The organism is Peteryoungia algae, assembly GCF_030369675.1.
Classification (GTDB): domain Bacteria; phylum Pseudomonadota; class Alphaproteobacteria; order Rhizobiales; family Rhizobiaceae; genus Allorhizobium; species Allorhizobium algae.
Map to the genome: position 1 here is coordinate 3,318,867 of NZ_CP128477.1, position 15,453 is coordinate 3,334,319.

14 protein-coding genes are annotated in these 15,453 nt (G+C 62.1%); all 14 read right to left on the reverse strand.

Annotation, left to right across the window (positions count from 1 at the left end):
- Positions 1 to 3: 3 nt before the first annotated feature.
- Entirely contained in the window at positions 4 to 801 is a 798-nt protein-coding gene (locus tag QTL56_RS15700) for an ABC transporter ATP-binding protein (RefSeq protein ID WP_229573802.1), read from the reverse strand.
- Positions 802 to 814: 13 nt separating this feature from the next.
- Positions 815 to 1,711: a nitrate ABC transporter permease gene (gene ntrB, locus QTL56_RS15705; RefSeq protein WP_245133991.1), complete on the reverse strand. Its 897-nt coding sequence runs from the start codon at positions 1,709 to 1,711 to the stop codon at positions 815 to 817.
- Between the two features lie 88 nt (positions 1,712 to 1,799).
- The gene (locus QTL56_RS15710; RefSeq protein ID WP_245133993.1) at positions 1,800 to 3,098 is read right to left on the reverse strand and encodes a CmpA/NrtA family ABC transporter substrate-binding protein; all 1,299 of its coding nucleotides are present in this window, start codon (positions 3,096 to 3,098) and stop codon (positions 1,800 to 1,802) included.
- A gap of 343 nt (positions 3,099 to 3,441) precedes the next feature.
- A complete protein-coding gene (locus QTL56_RS15715) occupies positions 3,442 to 4,716 on the reverse strand; it encodes a CmpA/NrtA family ABC transporter substrate-binding protein (RefSeq protein ID WP_245133995.1) in 1,275 nt (424 codons plus the stop codon).
- Positions 4,717 to 4,749: 33 nt separating this feature from the next.
- Positions 4,750 to 5,337: an ANTAR domain-containing response regulator gene (locus QTL56_RS15720; RefSeq protein WP_229573797.1), complete on the reverse strand. Its 588-nt coding sequence runs from the start codon at positions 5,335 to 5,337 to the stop codon at positions 4,750 to 4,752.
- A 185-nt stretch (positions 5,338 to 5,522) separates the two neighbouring features.
- Positions 5,523 to 6,260, reverse strand: coding sequence for a histidine utilization transcriptional repressor HutC (gene hutC / locus QTL56_RS15725; protein WP_245133997.1), 738 nt, complete (start codon positions 6,258 to 6,260; stop codon positions 5,523 to 5,525).
- 87 nt (positions 6,261 to 6,347) lie between these two features.
- The gene (locus QTL56_RS15730) at positions 6,348 to 6,965 is read right to left on the reverse strand and encodes a HutD/Ves family protein (protein ID WP_245133999.1); all 618 of its coding nucleotides are present in this window, start codon (positions 6,963 to 6,965) and stop codon (positions 6,348 to 6,350) included.
- A gap of 17 nt (positions 6,966 to 6,982) precedes the next feature.
- A complete protein-coding gene (gene hutU / locus QTL56_RS15735; RefSeq protein ID WP_245134001.1) occupies positions 6,983 to 8,656 on the reverse strand; it encodes a urocanate hydratase in 1,674 nt (557 codons plus the stop codon).
- A 12-nt stretch (positions 8,657 to 8,668) separates the two neighbouring features.
- Positions 8,669 to 9,469 carry an N-formylglutamate deformylase gene (gene hutG, locus QTL56_RS15740; protein ID WP_245134002.1) on the reverse strand — a complete coding sequence of 267 codons (801 nt, stop codon included), beginning with the start codon at positions 9,467 to 9,469 and terminating at the stop codon, positions 8,669 to 8,671.
- A gap of 1 nt (position 9,470) precedes the next feature.
- Positions 9,471 to 11,006 (reverse strand): histidine ammonia-lyase, encoded by a 1,536-nt coding sequence (hutH, locus tag QTL56_RS15745; protein WP_245134006.1) that lies wholly within the window; start codon positions 11,004 to 11,006, stop codon positions 9,471 to 9,473.
- Positions 11,003 to 12,223 carry an imidazolonepropionase gene (hutI, locus tag QTL56_RS15750; RefSeq protein WP_245134008.1) on the reverse strand — a complete coding sequence of 407 codons (1,221 nt, stop codon included), beginning with the start codon at positions 12,221 to 12,223 and terminating at the stop codon, positions 11,003 to 11,005. The genes hutH and hutI overlap by 4 nt, the downstream gene beginning before the upstream one ends.
- Positions 12,220 to 13,728, reverse strand: a complete 1,509-nt coding sequence (locus QTL56_RS15755; RefSeq protein ID WP_245134010.1) for an HAL/PAL/TAL family ammonia-lyase — start codon at positions 13,726 to 13,728, stop codon at positions 12,220 to 12,222. Before QTL56_RS15755 ends, hutI begins: the two co-directional genes overlap by 4 nt.
- On the reverse strand, positions 13,721 to 14,551 hold the full coding sequence (locus QTL56_RS15760) for a quaternary amine ABC transporter ATP-binding protein (protein WP_245134012.1): 831 nt from the start codon (positions 14,549 to 14,551) through the stop codon (positions 13,721 to 13,723). Before QTL56_RS15760 ends, QTL56_RS15755 begins: the two co-directional genes overlap by 8 nt.
- Complete coding sequence (locus tag QTL56_RS15765) at positions 14,544 to 15,401, reverse strand: ABC transporter permease (protein ID WP_245134014.1); 858 nt, start codon at positions 15,399 to 15,401, stop codon at positions 14,544 to 14,546. The genes QTL56_RS15760 and QTL56_RS15765 overlap by 8 nt, the downstream gene beginning before the upstream one ends.
- Between the last annotated feature and the right edge of the window lie 52 nt (positions 15,402 to 15,453).

Below are 15,453 nucleotides of genomic sequence, written 5' to 3' on the forward strand. Positions count from 1 at the left end.
GTCTCACTCCGCAGCTTCTACGAAGCGATGACGTTCGTAGAGGAATTTCAACACGGCCTCGCGGCATTTGAGGTAGGTGCGATCCGAGGCGAGCTCGATCCGATTGCGCGGGCGCTCGATCGGCACGTCGAGGATCTCCCCGATGCGGGCCGCTGGACCGTTCGTCATCATCACGATCCGGTCGGAGAGCAGCACGGCTTCGTCGACGTCATGAGTGATCATGATCATCGTATTGCCGAGCCGGCCGTGGATCTCCATGACAGCATCCTGCAGGTGCGCACGCGTCAGGGCATCGAGCGCGCCGAACGGCTCGTCGAGGAGAAGAACCTTCGGCTCCATCGACAGGGCCCGGGCGATGCCGACGCGCTGTTTCATGCCGCCGGAAATCTCGGCCGGGCGCTTGTCTTTCGCATGGCCCATCTGCACCAGGTCGAGATTGTGCATCACCCAGTCATGTTTTTCGGCCTTGGTCTTGCGCCCGGAAAACACTTTCGAGACGGCCAGGTTGACGTTCTCGTAGACGGTGAGCCAGGGAAGAAGCGAGTGGTTCTGGAAGACGACGGCACGGTCCGGACCCGGCTCGTTGACCTCCTGGTTTTCCAGAAGCACGGCGCCGGCGCTAACGCGTGTGAGCCCGGCAATCAGGTTCAGCAAAGTCGACTTCCCACAGCCAGAATGGCCGATGATCGAGACGAATTCACCCTTCTCGATGGTGAGTGTGATGTCCTTGAGGACTTCGGCGCGGACGCCGCCGCGTTCGAAACTTTTGTCGATGTGATCGATCTTGAGATAGCTGGACATGATGGCATCCCCCTCAGTTCTTGGCTGTGCCACGGGTGACGACGCTGCCCAGCAGTGCGACGAGCTTGTCGAGGACGAAGCCGGTCACGCCGATATAGACGAGCGCCACGATGATGTCGGGGAGACGAGACGAATTCCACGCATCCCAGATGAAGAAGCCGATGCCGACGCCGCCGGTCAGCATTTCGGCCGCGACGATTGCAAGCCAGGAGAGGCCCACGCCGATGCGAAGACCGGTGAAGATGTAGGGCGCCGCGGCCGGCACCATGATCCGGACGAAGAATTCCAGCGGGTTGAGACGCAGAACGCGGGCAATGTTGCGATAGTCGTCGGGAATATTGCGCACGCCGACGGCCGTATTGATGATCACCGGCCAGATCGACGTGATGAAGATGACGAAGATTGCGGAAGGATTCGAATCCTGGAAGGCGGCGAGCGAGAGGGGCAGCCAGGCGAGCGGCGGCACGGTGCGCAGAATCTGGAAGATCGGATCGAGACCGCGCATGGCCCAGATGGATTGTCCGACGACGGCCCCGAGGAAAACGCCGACGATGGCGGCGAGGCCGAAGCCCATGGCGACGCGCTCCAGGGACGTCAGGACACGCCAGGCGAGGCCGATATCCTGCGAACCGTTTACGAAGAAGGGATCGACGATCAGATCGTAGCTCTCGATCCAGACCTGCGAGGGTGGTGGCAGGGTGGCGCCCGGTTGGGAGCAGGTGAGCTGCCAGATACCCAGAAGCACCAGCGTGACCAGGAGCGGCGGAAGCGTGTTGCGAGCAAGCCCGAGCCCGGCGCGCCTCACATCGAACTTCGGCGTTGTGCGCTTCGCCAGGTGAACAACGATGCCATTCCGGCTTTGGGAGGCAGGAATCGACTCGGTCTCTGCTTTTCGAGCGGTGGCGGTCATGGAAATATCCTCTGCGCGTATCGAATTGGAAGCGGGGTGTTCCCCTGCCCAAGCCGTTGCGGGACTGGGCAGGGAAAAGGCCGCAGCGTCAGGCGCTCGCTTTGATGGCGAGGCTGTCGAGATAGGCCTGCGGATTCTCCGGATCGAAGACCTTGCCGTCGAAGAAGGTTTCCGGGCCGCGGGAGGTGGAAGCCGGGATGTCGGCGTCGGCAACGCCGAGGTCCTTGGCGGCATCGCGCCAGATGTCCTCGCGGTTGACCTTGTCGACCAGCGCCTTGATGTCGGTATCGGGCGCGAGCTTGCCCCAGCGGACATTCTCGGTGAGGAACCAGGCGTCATGGCTCTTGAAGGGATAGGACGCGTGCTCCTTCCAGAACTTCATTTCCAGTCCGGAATTATCCACCACGCGGTCATTGCCGTAGTTGATCGTGCCCTTGAGGCGTCCAGCCACGTCCTTCGGCGGCACGTTGAACCACTGGCGCTTGCCGAGGATCGCCGACATTTCCTCCTTGTTGTCCATGCTGTCAGCCCACATCTGGGCCTCCATCACGGCCATCAGCAGAGCCTTGGCGGCGATCGGGTTCTGCTCGATCCAGTCGGATCGGAGACCCAGCGCCTTTTCCGGATGGCCCTTCCAAAGCTCACTCGTCGTACAGGCCGTGAAGCCGATCCCCTGATTGACCAGCTGCTCGTTCCACGGTTCACCCACGCAGAAGGCGTCCATGTTCCCGACCTTCATGTTCGCCACCATCTGTGGCGGGGGAACGACGATGGTCGATACGTCCTTGTCAGGGTCGATGCCGCCGGCAGCCAGCCAGTAGCGCAGCCAGAGATCATGGGTTCCACCGGGGAACGTCATGGCGACCTTCACCTCGCCGCCGGCAGCCTTCTTGGCTGCGAACACGTCCCTCAGCTTGGATGCGTCGAGCTGGACACCGGTCTCGGTATATTCCTTGGAAACCGAGATGCCCTGACTGTCCAGATTGAGGCGCGCCAGGATCGACATTGGAACGGGCACATTGTTCTGCGTCACCGTGCCTGCCGAGATGAGGTAGGGCATCGGGGTCAGAATATGTGCGCCGTCGATTCCGTTCGATCCGCCGCCGAGCACGAGATTGTCTCGTGTGGCGCCCCAGGAGGCCTGTTTCAGGATTTCGACTTCGGTCAGGCCGAACTTGTCGAATAGCCCCTTTTCCTTGGCGATGATCAGCGGTGCGGCATCGGTGAGTGCGATGTAGCCCAGCTTGACGCCCTTGACTTCCGGACCCGCGCCTCCGGCGAAGGCGCCCGATGGGAAGGCCAGCCGGGCGGCGCTGACGAGCGCGGCGGCGGAAGTGACCTTGAGGAGCTGGCGGCGGGTGGTGCTCATTCCTGTAGTCTTCGTCATGTCGTGTGGTCCCTCTGGTGTGACGGAGATCCGGAAAAACAAAAAAACGCCGCTCGGTGACTGCATCTGCGGGAATTGAGGATCCCGTGTGCAAACCAAGCGACGTCGATGTCTCTGGTGAGCGCGCTTCAGGCGCTCTTTCGTCCGGTCGCCGTTGACCGGATATTTTCAATAACGCAATTGCCGTGCCAGTTTAAAGGAGTCTGCGCCAAGTATATGATAAGAAATCAGAATATAGCGTATTGCTGGGGCGGCTCGCTTCAGGATGCCGATTTTCTCACGGCGCAAAATTTGTGCATCTGCACAAAGTCGCACGAAAAAGCGACACGATTTGTGCGCGTGCTCAGTCTTCCGCGGTGTTCCGGACAGGTCTCCGCTCGGACCGGACGGCAAATCCCTCGATGTAATCCTGCATCCGGTCAGGATCAAAAACGCGGCCATCCATGAAGCGATCGCTCGGCGATGCACCGGGCAGCAGGCCCGCGTCTTCCGGCAGAGAGGCCTCGGTCCCGAGCGCGTCGCGATAGAGATCAGTGCGATAGGCACTCTGGACGCGCTGCATGTTGTCGGGGCTGAACTCCACCTGTCCCCAACGGATCATCTGGCTGTAGATCCAGAGCGCCTGGTTCGCCTGGGGATAGTTGGCAGCCTGGCGATGAAAGACGAAATAGTCGCGGATCAGTCGCCGGTTGCCGCAGGCGTCGAGACTGAATTCACCTGCCAGCACACGGCGGATGATGTCCTGCGGGGCTGAGATATAGCGCGGCGAAGCCAGGATCTCGGAGAGATGATCGTGGTTGTCCGGCTGGTCGCACCAACGGGCCGCCTTGTCGAGCGCAACGATCAATCGGCTGACGGTATCGCCATTCGTCGCAACCCAGTCCGGCCGCATGCCCACGACCTTTTCCGGTGCTGACGGCCAGATATCCTGTTTCGCCGCGACGATCCGCCCGACGCCGCGCTCGGAGGCTACCATGTTCCATGGCGCACCGACACAGAAGCCGTCGATGGCACCGGCCGCGAGCGCGTCCGAGGTCAGCGGCGGCGGCACAACCACAAGCTTCACGTCATGATCGGGATCGACCCCGCCCGCCGCCAGCCAGTAGCGGAATTCATAATTGTGCGAGGAGAAGGGATAGGTCATGCCGAGCGTCGGGGGTTGCTCCCCCTTCTGCCGCATGTCGGCCAATACAGCGGCGAGCGCTTTGGCATTGTCGAGCGCACTCGCATCCTCGGCGAGATCGGCGCGAGCCTTCATGCGTTCATAGAGCCTGAGCGAGAGGGTGATCGCGTTGCCGCCGCGCCCGAGAGAAAAGGGTGTGATCGTCGGAGAGGGATTGGAGCCGAGATCGAGCATCGAGGCGACCGGCATGGGCGACAGCATGTGCGCTATGTCGAACTGGCGGAAGGCGAGGCGGTCACGGACATTGGCCCAGGAGACATCGCGCACGAGATCGAGCGTGAGGCCTTCATGCGATGCAAATCCCATTTCCGCTGCCGCGATCAGGATCGAGGCGTCCATCAGCGGAATGAAACCGGCACGCAGGACCCGTTGCTCTCGTCCGGAACTAAGAAGCGCCGGAGCGCCTGTGCCGATTTCTCCCTGCCTGCTCATCATGTCGCTCACTTTAGTGTCCCCACCGCATCGTCATCACAGCAGCAATCCCGCTGCCGTCACCACGCTCTGGGCTATGTCGACCAGCTTCTTTTTCTCGTTCATTGCCGTCTGGCGCAGCAGCGTGAAGGCCTCTTCCTCGCTCATGCCACGCATCTTCATGAGAATGCCCTTGGCCCGCTCTATGATTTTGCGCTCCTCCAGCGCCGAGCGCGCATCGGCAAGCTCCCGTTGCAGGCGGCTGAAGGCATTGAAGCGGCTCACCGCCATGTCGAGGATGGGCTTTACGCGCTCCTTGCGCAATCCGTCGACGATGTAAGCCGAGACGCCGGCATCGACCGCGGCCTCGATCGAGGCTGTATCGGATCGATCGACGAACATGGCGATCGGCCGGCTGACGGACCGGGTTAGTTGGAACAGATGCTCCATCATGTCGCGGTTTGGGTTTTCGATATCGATGATGATGACGTCAGGAGACAAGGTCTCGACTATCTTCGCGATTCCCTGGACCTCCAGCGCGACAGTGACATGCTGGTGTCCTGCTTCGCGCAAACCATCCTCGATGATCGCCGCGCGAACGGCGTTCTCATCGATGACGAGGATGGTGAGGTTCAGATGGTTCATGCCGCGATTGATGACGCAATGCAGCAAAGTTGGCAAGCTGTCGGCCTAATTTTTGAGCCGGACAGATTGGGGCTTATTTTTTTGGCAGTTGCCTTTGCGCTTTGCGGGCCAGCAGGTGGATAAATGGCTCCCACCCCGGATATATTCGCATCCGGGGCCTAAGGATTGCTGATCTGCTCGGCGGGTCAGTAGGAACTTTCCAGGCTGTAACGACCGCCCGGATAGAGAAGCCGCACCGACGTCACCAGGCGGTTGCCGGACCAGGTCCGTCGCCGGACCTGAAGACACGGTTCCGATTTCGCAATCGCCAGCAGGCGGCACTCCCAGGGCTGCGGGAGGACGGCCTCGACGAACTGCTCGGCGCGCGAGATCGGCGCGATGGAACTCAGATAGGCGCTTGGCGTGATCGTGTGAAAATCGCGGTCGAGATAATCAGGGGCAATTTCCGCATTCACGAAGCGGTCTTCGAGCTGGATCGGAAGATCATCTTCCTTGTGCACGATCACCGAATGGAAGGCGGTCGTGCCGGCTGCAACCTCCAGCCGGTCGGCGAGGTCATGGTCGCAGACTTCGGCCTGTCTCAGCACGAGTTCTGCCGAATGCACCCCGCCACGCTCGGCGATCTCGTCCGCAATGCTGCGAACATCTGCAACGTTGGCGCTGCGCTTCTTCGGCGCGACGAACGAGCCGCGCCCCTGGACGCGGATGATCACACCCTCGCTGGCAAGCTCCCGCAGGGCCCGATGCGCCGTCATGCGGCTCACCCCCAGCAGATCGACCAGTTCGTTCTCCGAGGGGATCCGATGATTGGTCGGCCAGTCTCCACGCTCGATCCGCGCCTTGATCTCGGATTTCATCTGCTCGTAGAGCGGCGTGTCCTGCCGTTCCTCGGGGAGTGCAAATCCTGATTGATCGTTGGACATGGTGGTCGACCCTGATGGTGGCTGAGCGTATCGGCATTGCCGCTGCCAAAACGCGGGAACCGCTCTCTTTATCGGCAGAGGCCTTGTCTAGGCAACCTGTTCCCCATGCGATGTCGGGCCAGATGAGGCTCTGATCGCGATGGTGTAGAGCGTTGAGCCAGAAGCCTGCGGTTCGATCTCGAAGCCGCTTCGCCCCTCCAGGCCCAGCAGAACGTCGCCGAGCCCGACATTCAATCGCATGCGATCGATCGTGACGAGGGCATCGTCGCGAAAGACGACGGCGACCATGTCCCCGGAGACGGGAAATGTCTGAGCATCGGAGACAATGGCTTTGGTCATGTGATGAACGAAACGCCCGCGAAGGCTCATGACGTTGAGGTCGAGCGTCTCACCACCCAGGCAATCGGCATCGACCTCAGCATCGCCGGAGAAGGGAAAGGGCATGGTCCCCACGGTTAAGGGCGCCTCTTTGTGACCGTCAACCGTGAGCCGCATGCCGTCCCCCTGAAGAACGGCAATCGTCCGGTCGATACCCGGAAAGACCGAGAAGGGGCCCGATGCGCCAACCGTCGCCAGGCTGATCCGCCAGTCAAAACCGCCGGGGCCATGCAAAGCGGGCTTTGAGATCACCTCGCGGGTGATCCCCAGCCCGTTTTTCCAGGGCATCTTCAGGTGCTCGTCAAAGCGCTGAATGCGGATGGACATGGGCGCATCGATCCCTCTCAGTTGCCGAGAATGCCGGGCAGGCGCAGACCCTTTTGCTTCGCGCAATTGAGCGCGATTTCGTAGCCCGCGTCGGCATGGCGCATCACGCCGGTCGCCGGGTCGTTCCAGAGCACCCGCTCCAGCCGGCGTGCAGCATCATCCGTGCCGTCGGCGCAGATGACCATGCCCGAATGTTGACTGAAACCCATGCCGACGCCGCCGCCGTGATGCAGCGAAACCCAGGTGGCACCCGAGGCGCAATTGAGCAAAGCGTTGAGAAGCGGCCAGTCGGACACGGCGTCCGAGCCGTCCTTCATCGCCTCCGTTTCGCGGTTGGGCGAGGCGACCGAACCGGAGTCGAGGTGGTCGCGGCCGATGACGACGGGTGCCTTCAGCTCGCCACTGCGAACCATTTCGTTGAAGGCAAGGCCAAGCTTGTGACGATCGCCAAGACCGACCCAGCAGATGCGCGCCGGCAGGCCCTGGAAGGCGATGCGCTCGCGCGCCATGTCCAGCCAGTTGTGCAGATGCGTGTTGTCGGGCAGCAGCTCCTTAACCTTAGCATCCGTCTTGTAGATATCTTCCGGATCACCCGAAAGTGCGGCCCAGCGGAAGGGGCCGATGCCGCGGCAGAAGAGCGGACGGATATAGGCCGGCACGAAACCGGGGAAGGCAAAGGCATTCTCGAAGCCTTCCTCCTTGGCGACCTGGCGAATGTTGTTGCCGTAATCGAGCGTCGGAATGCCCCTGTTCCAGAAGTCGACCATGGCCTGCACATGGGTCTTCATCGAAGCGCGGGCGGCAACTTCCACCGCCTTCGGATCGCTCTCTTGGCGTGCCCGCCATTCGGCAACCGTCCAGCCGACCGGCAGATAGCCATGGATCGGATCATGTGCCGAGGTCTGGTCGGTGACGATGTCGGGACGCACGCCGCGGCGGACGAGTTCCGGGAAAACGTCGGCGGCGTTGCCGAGCAGGCCGACGGATTTCGCCTCACCCGCCTTGGTCCACTGATCGATCAGATCAAGCGCCTCGTCCAGCGTCTGCGCCTTGGCGTCGACGTATCGGGTGCGCAGGCGGAAATCGATGCGCGTCTCATCGCATTCGACGGCAAGGCAGCAGGCCCCGGCCATGACGGCCGCCAGCGGCTGGGCACCGCCCATGCCACCAAGGCCACCGGTCAGGATCCATTTGCCCTTGAGGTTGCCATCATAGTGCTGCCGGCCGGCCTCCACGAAAGTCTCGTAGGTGCCCTGTACGATGCCTTGCGTGCCGATATAGATCCACGAGCCAGCGGTCATCTGGCCGTACATGGCGAGGCCCTTTTTATCCAGCTCGTTGAAGTGATCCCAGGTCGCCCAGTGCGGCACGAGGTTGGAATTGGCAATCAGCACGCGGGGCGCGTCCTTGTGGGTACGGAACACGCCGACCGGCTTGCCCGACTGCACGATGAGCGTTTCTTCCTCGGTCAGCGTCTTCAGCGTCTCGACGATCCGGTCGAAATCCTCCCAGGTCCGGGCAGCACGGCCGATGCCGCCATAGACGACCAGTTCATGCGGCCGTTCGGCAACATCGGGGTCGAGATTGTTCATCAGCATCCGGAGCGGTGCTTCCGTCATCCAGCTCTTGGCCGAGAGTTCGGTTCCGGTGGCGGCGCGGACGTCGCGGATATTGTGTCGGGGATTGCTCATGGTCGTCGCTCCTCAGCGTTTCAGGTCGAGCGCGATGGCTTCGATTGATGTCAGAATGTCCTTGAGATGGTGTCGCAGCCTCTCGGCCTTCCCGGCGTCATAGGCGAAAGGTGGTGCTTCAGTGGTCAGATGCGTGACCTGTGCCAGTTCCATCTGGATGGCGTGAACGCCGGTGTCCGGTTTCCCGTAATGCCGGGTCGTCCAGCCACCTTTGAACCGCCCGTTGACCACCGACGTGTAACCCTGGGCCCGACCGGTGATCTCGGCGGCGGTCTTCTCAATCCTGTCGTCGCAGGTGCGTCCCAGGTCAGTTCCGATGTTGAAATCCGGCAGAGCTCCTTCGAACAGGAAAGGGATCAGCGAGCGGATTGAATGACAGTCGTAGAGGACCGCCATGCCGTGCATGGCCTTCACGCGCTCGATCTCGGCCTTGAGCGCCCCATGGTAGGGCGTATGGAAGCGCGCCAGTCGATCGGCGATGTCGTCGCTATCAGGCTCCTTGCCGCCTCTCCAGATCGCGACCCCGTCAAAATCGGTCTGCGGCACGAGACCGGTGGTATTCTGTCCCGGATAGAGGCTCACACCTTCGGGATCGCGGTTTGCATCGATCACATAGCGATGGAAGGTCGCCCTGACCGTCGTCGCTTCCGGCAGCAGGCCGGCGTAGAGCTCATGGATGTGCCAGTCGGTATCGGCAAGCAGCTTCCCGTTGTCATTGAGGCGACCCCAGATCTCAGGCGGGACCTCCATACCTGTGTGCGGAAAGGCGAGAATGACGGGCGACGAGCCGCGCGTGACTTCAAACACCGTCATCTCAACCCTCCAGACCCGGCAGAAGCCCCGCAGAGACAGCCGAGATCAACGTGCCGTCAGCCACGAGCCGACCGGCAGCCTCAAGATCGGGCGCCATGTAACGATCCTCCTCCAGCGTGGCGACATGGACACGCAAGGCGGAGATCACCCGTTGCAGTTCCGGGCTCGTTGTCAGAGGGCTGCGGAATTCGACGCCCTGGGCGGCCGTCAGGGCCTCGATGCCGATGATCGAGAACAGGTTATCGGTCATCTGCAGCAGACGCCGTGCGCCATGGCAGGCCATGGAGACATGGTCTTCCTGATTGGCCGATGTCGGCGTCGAATCAACCGAGGCCGGATGTGCCATCTGCTTGTTCTCGCTCATCAGCGCAGCGGATGTGACTTCCGCGATCATCAGGCCAGAGTTGAGGCCGGGTTTTTTCGCGAGGAAGGCAGGCAATCCGTAGGAGAGGGCAGGATCGACCAGCAGCGCGATGCGGCGCTGCGCGATCGCGCCGATTTCGCAGACCGCAATCGCGATCTGGTCGGCGGCGAATGCCACCGGCTCGGCATGGAAGTTGCCGCCCGAGACAACGCTCATGTCGGAAAGAACCAGCGGATTGTCGGTGACGGCATTCGCTTCGATTTCGAGTGTGCGCCCGGTCATGCGCAGGAGATCGAGGCAGGCGCCATCGACCTGTGGCTGGCAACGGATGCAATAGGGATCCTGCACCCGCTCGTCACCCTCCAGGTGACTTTCCCGAACGACCGACCCGGCCAGCAGCCCACGCAAGGCCGCCGCGGTATCGATCTGGCCCTTGTGGCCGCGGAGCGTGTGAATATCCGCCGTAAACGGCGCCGAGGAGCCCATGGCCGCATCGGTCGAGAGTGCTCCCGTGATGAGCGCCGCTTGCGCCGCGCGGTGAGCGCGGAAGAGGCCGGCCAGCGCCAGCGCCGTCGAGGCCTGTGTGCCGTTAATCAGTGCGAGACCTTCCTTGGCCGCCAGCACGACCGGCGTCAGTCCCGCGCGCGTCAGGGCCTCCGCGCCCGGCAGACGGACGCCCTGATAGAAGGCTTCGGCCTCGCCCATCATGACCGCCGCCATGTGGGCGAGCGGCGCGAGGTCTCCAGAGGCGCCGACCGACCCCTTTTCCGGAATGAGCGGCGTGACACCCTTCGCCAGCATGCCTTCGATGAGACGGACGAGCTCCAGCCGAACGCCGGAAGCGCCACGGCCGAGGGAAATGAGCTTCAGCGCCATGATCAGCCGGGCGATATCGTCGGCCAGCGGCTGACCCACGCCGCAGCAATGCGACAGGATGAGATTGCGCTGCAGCATTTCCGTATCAGCCGCATCGATCTTGATCGAGGCGAGCTTTCCGAAGCCGGTATTGATGCCATAGACCGGCTCGTTGCCGGCGGCGATTTCCGCAATGCGCGCCGCCGCCCTTTCGATCCCTGCATCGAAACTGCGGTCAAGGACCGCACTCTCTTCGGTCCAGTAGATCCGGGCGAGTTCGGCGAGGGTGACGCGGCCGGGGTGAAGCGTAATGGTCACGACAGGTTTCCTTCGGTGATTTGGCCGTTCCAGATGCGTCGGTAGAGCGGGTTGAAGCCGATGCGGTAGACGAGCTCCGCAGGGCTTTCGATCGACCAGATGGCGAGGTCTGCCTGCTTGCCGGGCTCGATTGTCCCCACCGTATCGAGGCGCCCGAGCGCGCGAGCGGCATTGCGGGTGACGCCGAGAAGGCATTCCTCGACCGTCATGTTGAACAGGGTTGCACCCATGTTCATCGTCACCAGGAGTGAGGTCAGCGGTGAGGTGCCCGGATTGCAATCGGTAGCGAGCGCCATGGCCGTCCCGTGTTTGCGGAAGAGTTCGATCGGCGGCTTCTTCGTCTCGCGAATGAAGTAGTAGGCACCGGGCAGCATCACGGCCACTGTCCCCGCCTTGCTCATTGCGGCGGCCCCCTCGTCGTCGGTATATTCCAGATGGTCGGCGGAGAGGGCCTGATATCCTGCCGCAAGTGCTGCCCCATGAAGATTGGAAAGCTGGTCTGCGTGGAGCTTCACCGGAAGGTCGAGTGACTTCGCTTCATCAAAGACCAGCTGCATTTCCTCGGGCGAGAAAGCGATGCCCTCGCAAAACCCGTCTACGGCATCCACCAGCCCCTCGGCATGCGCGGCGCGCAGTCCCGGCATCACGACCTCCGCGATGAAGTCGCGATTGCGGCCCTTGTACTCGGCGGGTGTCGCATGCGCGCCGAGATAGGTCGTGGTGACGGAAACCTGGCGCTTCTCGGCGAGCCGCCGTGCAGCCTGCAGCATCTTGAGCTCGTCTTCGACGGTCAGCCCATAGCCGGACTTGACCTCGACCGTGGTCACGCCCTCGGCAATCAGCGCATCGAGCCGGGGAAGCGTTTGCGAGACAAGATCCGCTTCGCTCGCCTCGCGCACCTGGCGCACAGAAGAGACGATGCCGCCCCCGGCGCGCGCAATCTCTTCGTAGGAGGCACCGGCGAGACGCATCTCGAATTCCCGGGCGCGATTGCCGGCATGGACGAGATGCGTGTGGCAATCGATGAGGCCGGGCGTCACCCAGCGACCTTCGCAATCGATGACGTCGGCATCGTGCGGCAGACCGATTTCGCCGGCTTCGCCGACCGCAGCGATCATGCCCCCCTCGATGACGATCGTGCCGGAGCCGATCGTTCCGAGATCAGCGCTGTTGGCCGCCATGGTGGCAAGCCGTGCATTTGTCAGAACCGTCGTCATGTCGCCTCGCTTTCCGACCACGCTGCCGTCGATTTCAGCATGTCCTGGATCTTCCGGATAACGGCATTCAACGGCTGATCGTCCCGGTAGAAGCCGACATCGCGCCGGACCCACTGATAAAGTTTCTCTGTCGCCATCGCCCTTCCGGCGCCGGATGGCTGAAGATCATAGGCCTGCGCGGCGGCGGCCAGCTCGATTGCGAGCACAGTCTCGAGATTGTCGAGGATCGCCAGAGCCTTGCCCGCAGCCGGCGTCGCATGGGTCAGAATATCCTCCTGCAGCGCCGAGGTGATCCCGCCGTCGAGGCTGGCCGGCATCGCCAGTCGCCGATTTTCCGCAACCAGCGCAGCGGCCGTGTATTGAATGATCATGAAGCCCGATTCGACGCCGCTACCGGAGGCGAGAAAAGCGGGAAGCCCGCTCACCAGCGGGTTCACGAGCCGGTCAACCCGCCGCTCGGAAATGGCAGCCAGCTCGGCGGCGGCGGTGGCGAGGCTGTCCATGGCAAGGCCAAGCGCCGCACCGACGGCATGCGCCTGCGAATGCACCTGCGGATCCGCGGGCGAGCCGCTGACAGCGGGATTGTCGGTGACGCTCGCCAGTTCGCGATCGACCACCGCGCGCACCTGTGAGAGCGCATCGCGCACCGCGCCGTGCACGTGTGGCACGGCCCTGAGGCTGAGCGGGTCCTGCGTCCGCTTACCGGCAGCTTCGGCCAGAAGTGCGCTCCCGGACAGCAGTTTTCGCAGATTGCGTCCGACCTGCTGCAGTCCGTCCGACTTCCGCAAAGCCAGCGGCATTTCCGCGAAAGGATCGGCTTGTGCGCCAAGGTTCTCGTAGGTCATTGCCGCAGCGGCATCCGCCCAGTCGAGAAGCTGCGCGAGCCGGGTGACGGCAAGGGCCGAAAGCCCTGTCGCGCATGGGGTGCCGTTGACGAGGCTCAGACCTTCCTTCGTCTGGAGCACCAGCGGCTTGAGGCCCAGTGCTGCCAGCGCCTCTGCGCCCGGTATTAGCTGGCCGTCATGTCGGCATTCGCCGGATCCGATCAGGACAAGCCCTATGGCCGCGCCATGCGTCAGGTAACCGACCGACCCCCTGGATGGGATCACCGGAAGCATATCATTGTTCAGAAGGGTGACGAGCGCCTCGACGACCTCGAGCCGGATGCCGGAATAACCATGGGCGAAATTGGCGATCTGAGCCGCCATGATGGCACGCGTTTCCACCCGCCCGAGCAGTTCACCGACGCCACAGGAATGGCTGAATAACAGATTGCGCGAGAGTGCCGCCTGATCCTCGCGGTCGATGATCACGTCGCACAAGGCCCCGACGCCGGTGTTGATCCCGTAGCCACGGATACCCCGGTCAACCAAGGCATCGACGATCGCGCGGGAATTCTTGATCCGGAGGCGTGCTGGTTGGCTCAGAACGAGCTGCGCGCCGTCGGCAATGGCAACAACCATGTCAGTGGTGAGTGACGTTTCCAGGGCGATTGTTTCAGACATGTTTCGACGCCTCCGCGCCGGCACGTCGCTGCACGAAGCGGGCGACGTAGTCATCTGCCGGCGTGTTGAGGATCTGGCTCGGCGTGCCAACCTGCACCAGTCGTCCATCCTTGAGTATAGCGATTTCGTGACCGATCCTGAGCGCCTCGTCGAGATCGTGAGTTATGAAGACAATGGTCTTCGAAAGGTTCTTTTCCAGTTGCAGTAGCTGATCCTGCATGTCTGTCCGGATCAGTGGATCGAGCGCGGAAAAGGCTTCGTCCATCAGGATCACGTCGGTGTCAGCGGCAAGCGCGCGCGCGAGGCCCACGCGCTGCTTCATGCCGCCTGACAACTGGTGCGGGTGCTTGTTCTCGTAGCCTGAGAGACCGACCGTCTGGATCCATTTCATGCCGATCGGATTGGCCTCGGCTTTGCTTAGACCGCGCACACGCTGGCCGTAGACGACATTCTGCAGGACAGTGCGATGTGGCATGAGGCCGAAACTCTGGAACACCATGCTGACGCGGCGGGTCCGGAATTCCCGCAGGTCGCGGGCATTGAGTTCCAGCACATTCTGGCCATCGACGAGTATTTCGCCGCTCGTCGGTTCGATCAGGCGGTTGATGTGACGCACCAGGGTTGACTTGCCAGATCCCGACAGACCCATGATCACGAAGATGCGGGACGAGCCGATGGTCAGGCTGATATCATTGAGGCCGACGCTGCAGCCGGTGCGTTCGAGGATTTCGCCCTTCTCCGCACCGCTTCGTGCCATGGCGACGGCCTCCTTCTGATTGCGGCCGAAAATCTTGAAGACGTTGCGAATTGAAATCTCAGTCATCCTGGCGATCCTCCAGCTTAGAGCGGCCGAAGCCCTGGGTAATGCGATCGAGCACGATAGCGAGGATCACGATGCCGAGACCCGCCTCCAGTCCCTTGCCGACATCAAGCGTCTGAATGCCGTTCAGCACCTGTTCGCCAAGGCCGCGGGCACCAATCATGGAGGCGACCACGACCATGGAAAGCGCCATCATGATGGTCTGGTTGAGACCGGCCATGATCGTAGGCGTTGCGAGCGGAAGCTCGACCCCGAACAGTATCTGTCGCGGGCTGCCACCAAAGGCCGTCGCGGCTTCCACGACTTCACCATCGACCTGGCGGATGCCGAGGTCTGTCAGACGTATCAGAGGCGGGACGGCATAGACGATGGTAGCAAGCACTGCCGGCACCTTGCCTAGCCCAAAGAGCATGATCGCCGGGATGAGATAAACGAAACTCGGCATGGTTTGCATCACGTCGAGGATTGGAAGCGTGACGCTGCGCATCACCCTGCTCTTGGCCAGCCATATCCCCATGGGGACCCCGATTGCGACGGAGATCAATGTGGCCATCAGCATCAGGGCGAGGGTCTGCATGGCGAGGTCCCACAGGCCGAGCATGCCGATGAGAAAAAGCAGGATCGCAACCATTGCAACGAATGTGATCTTTTTGGTCGCTTGCCAGCCAATTGCCATGAAGACAATGATGATCAGCCACCAAGGAAGACCTCGCACGATCCATTCGATGAATAGAACCGCTTGTAGGATCGTGTGGGAAATCGCCTTGAAAACGAAGCCGTAGTTGATCACCAGCGACTGGACTGCGTCGTTGATCGGTCCACGGATGGATATGTGGAAACTGTCTGGGAACATCGCTCAGTCCTTTGGCGCTGAGAGGCCATACGGTGCCGCGCGCGCGGCGCGA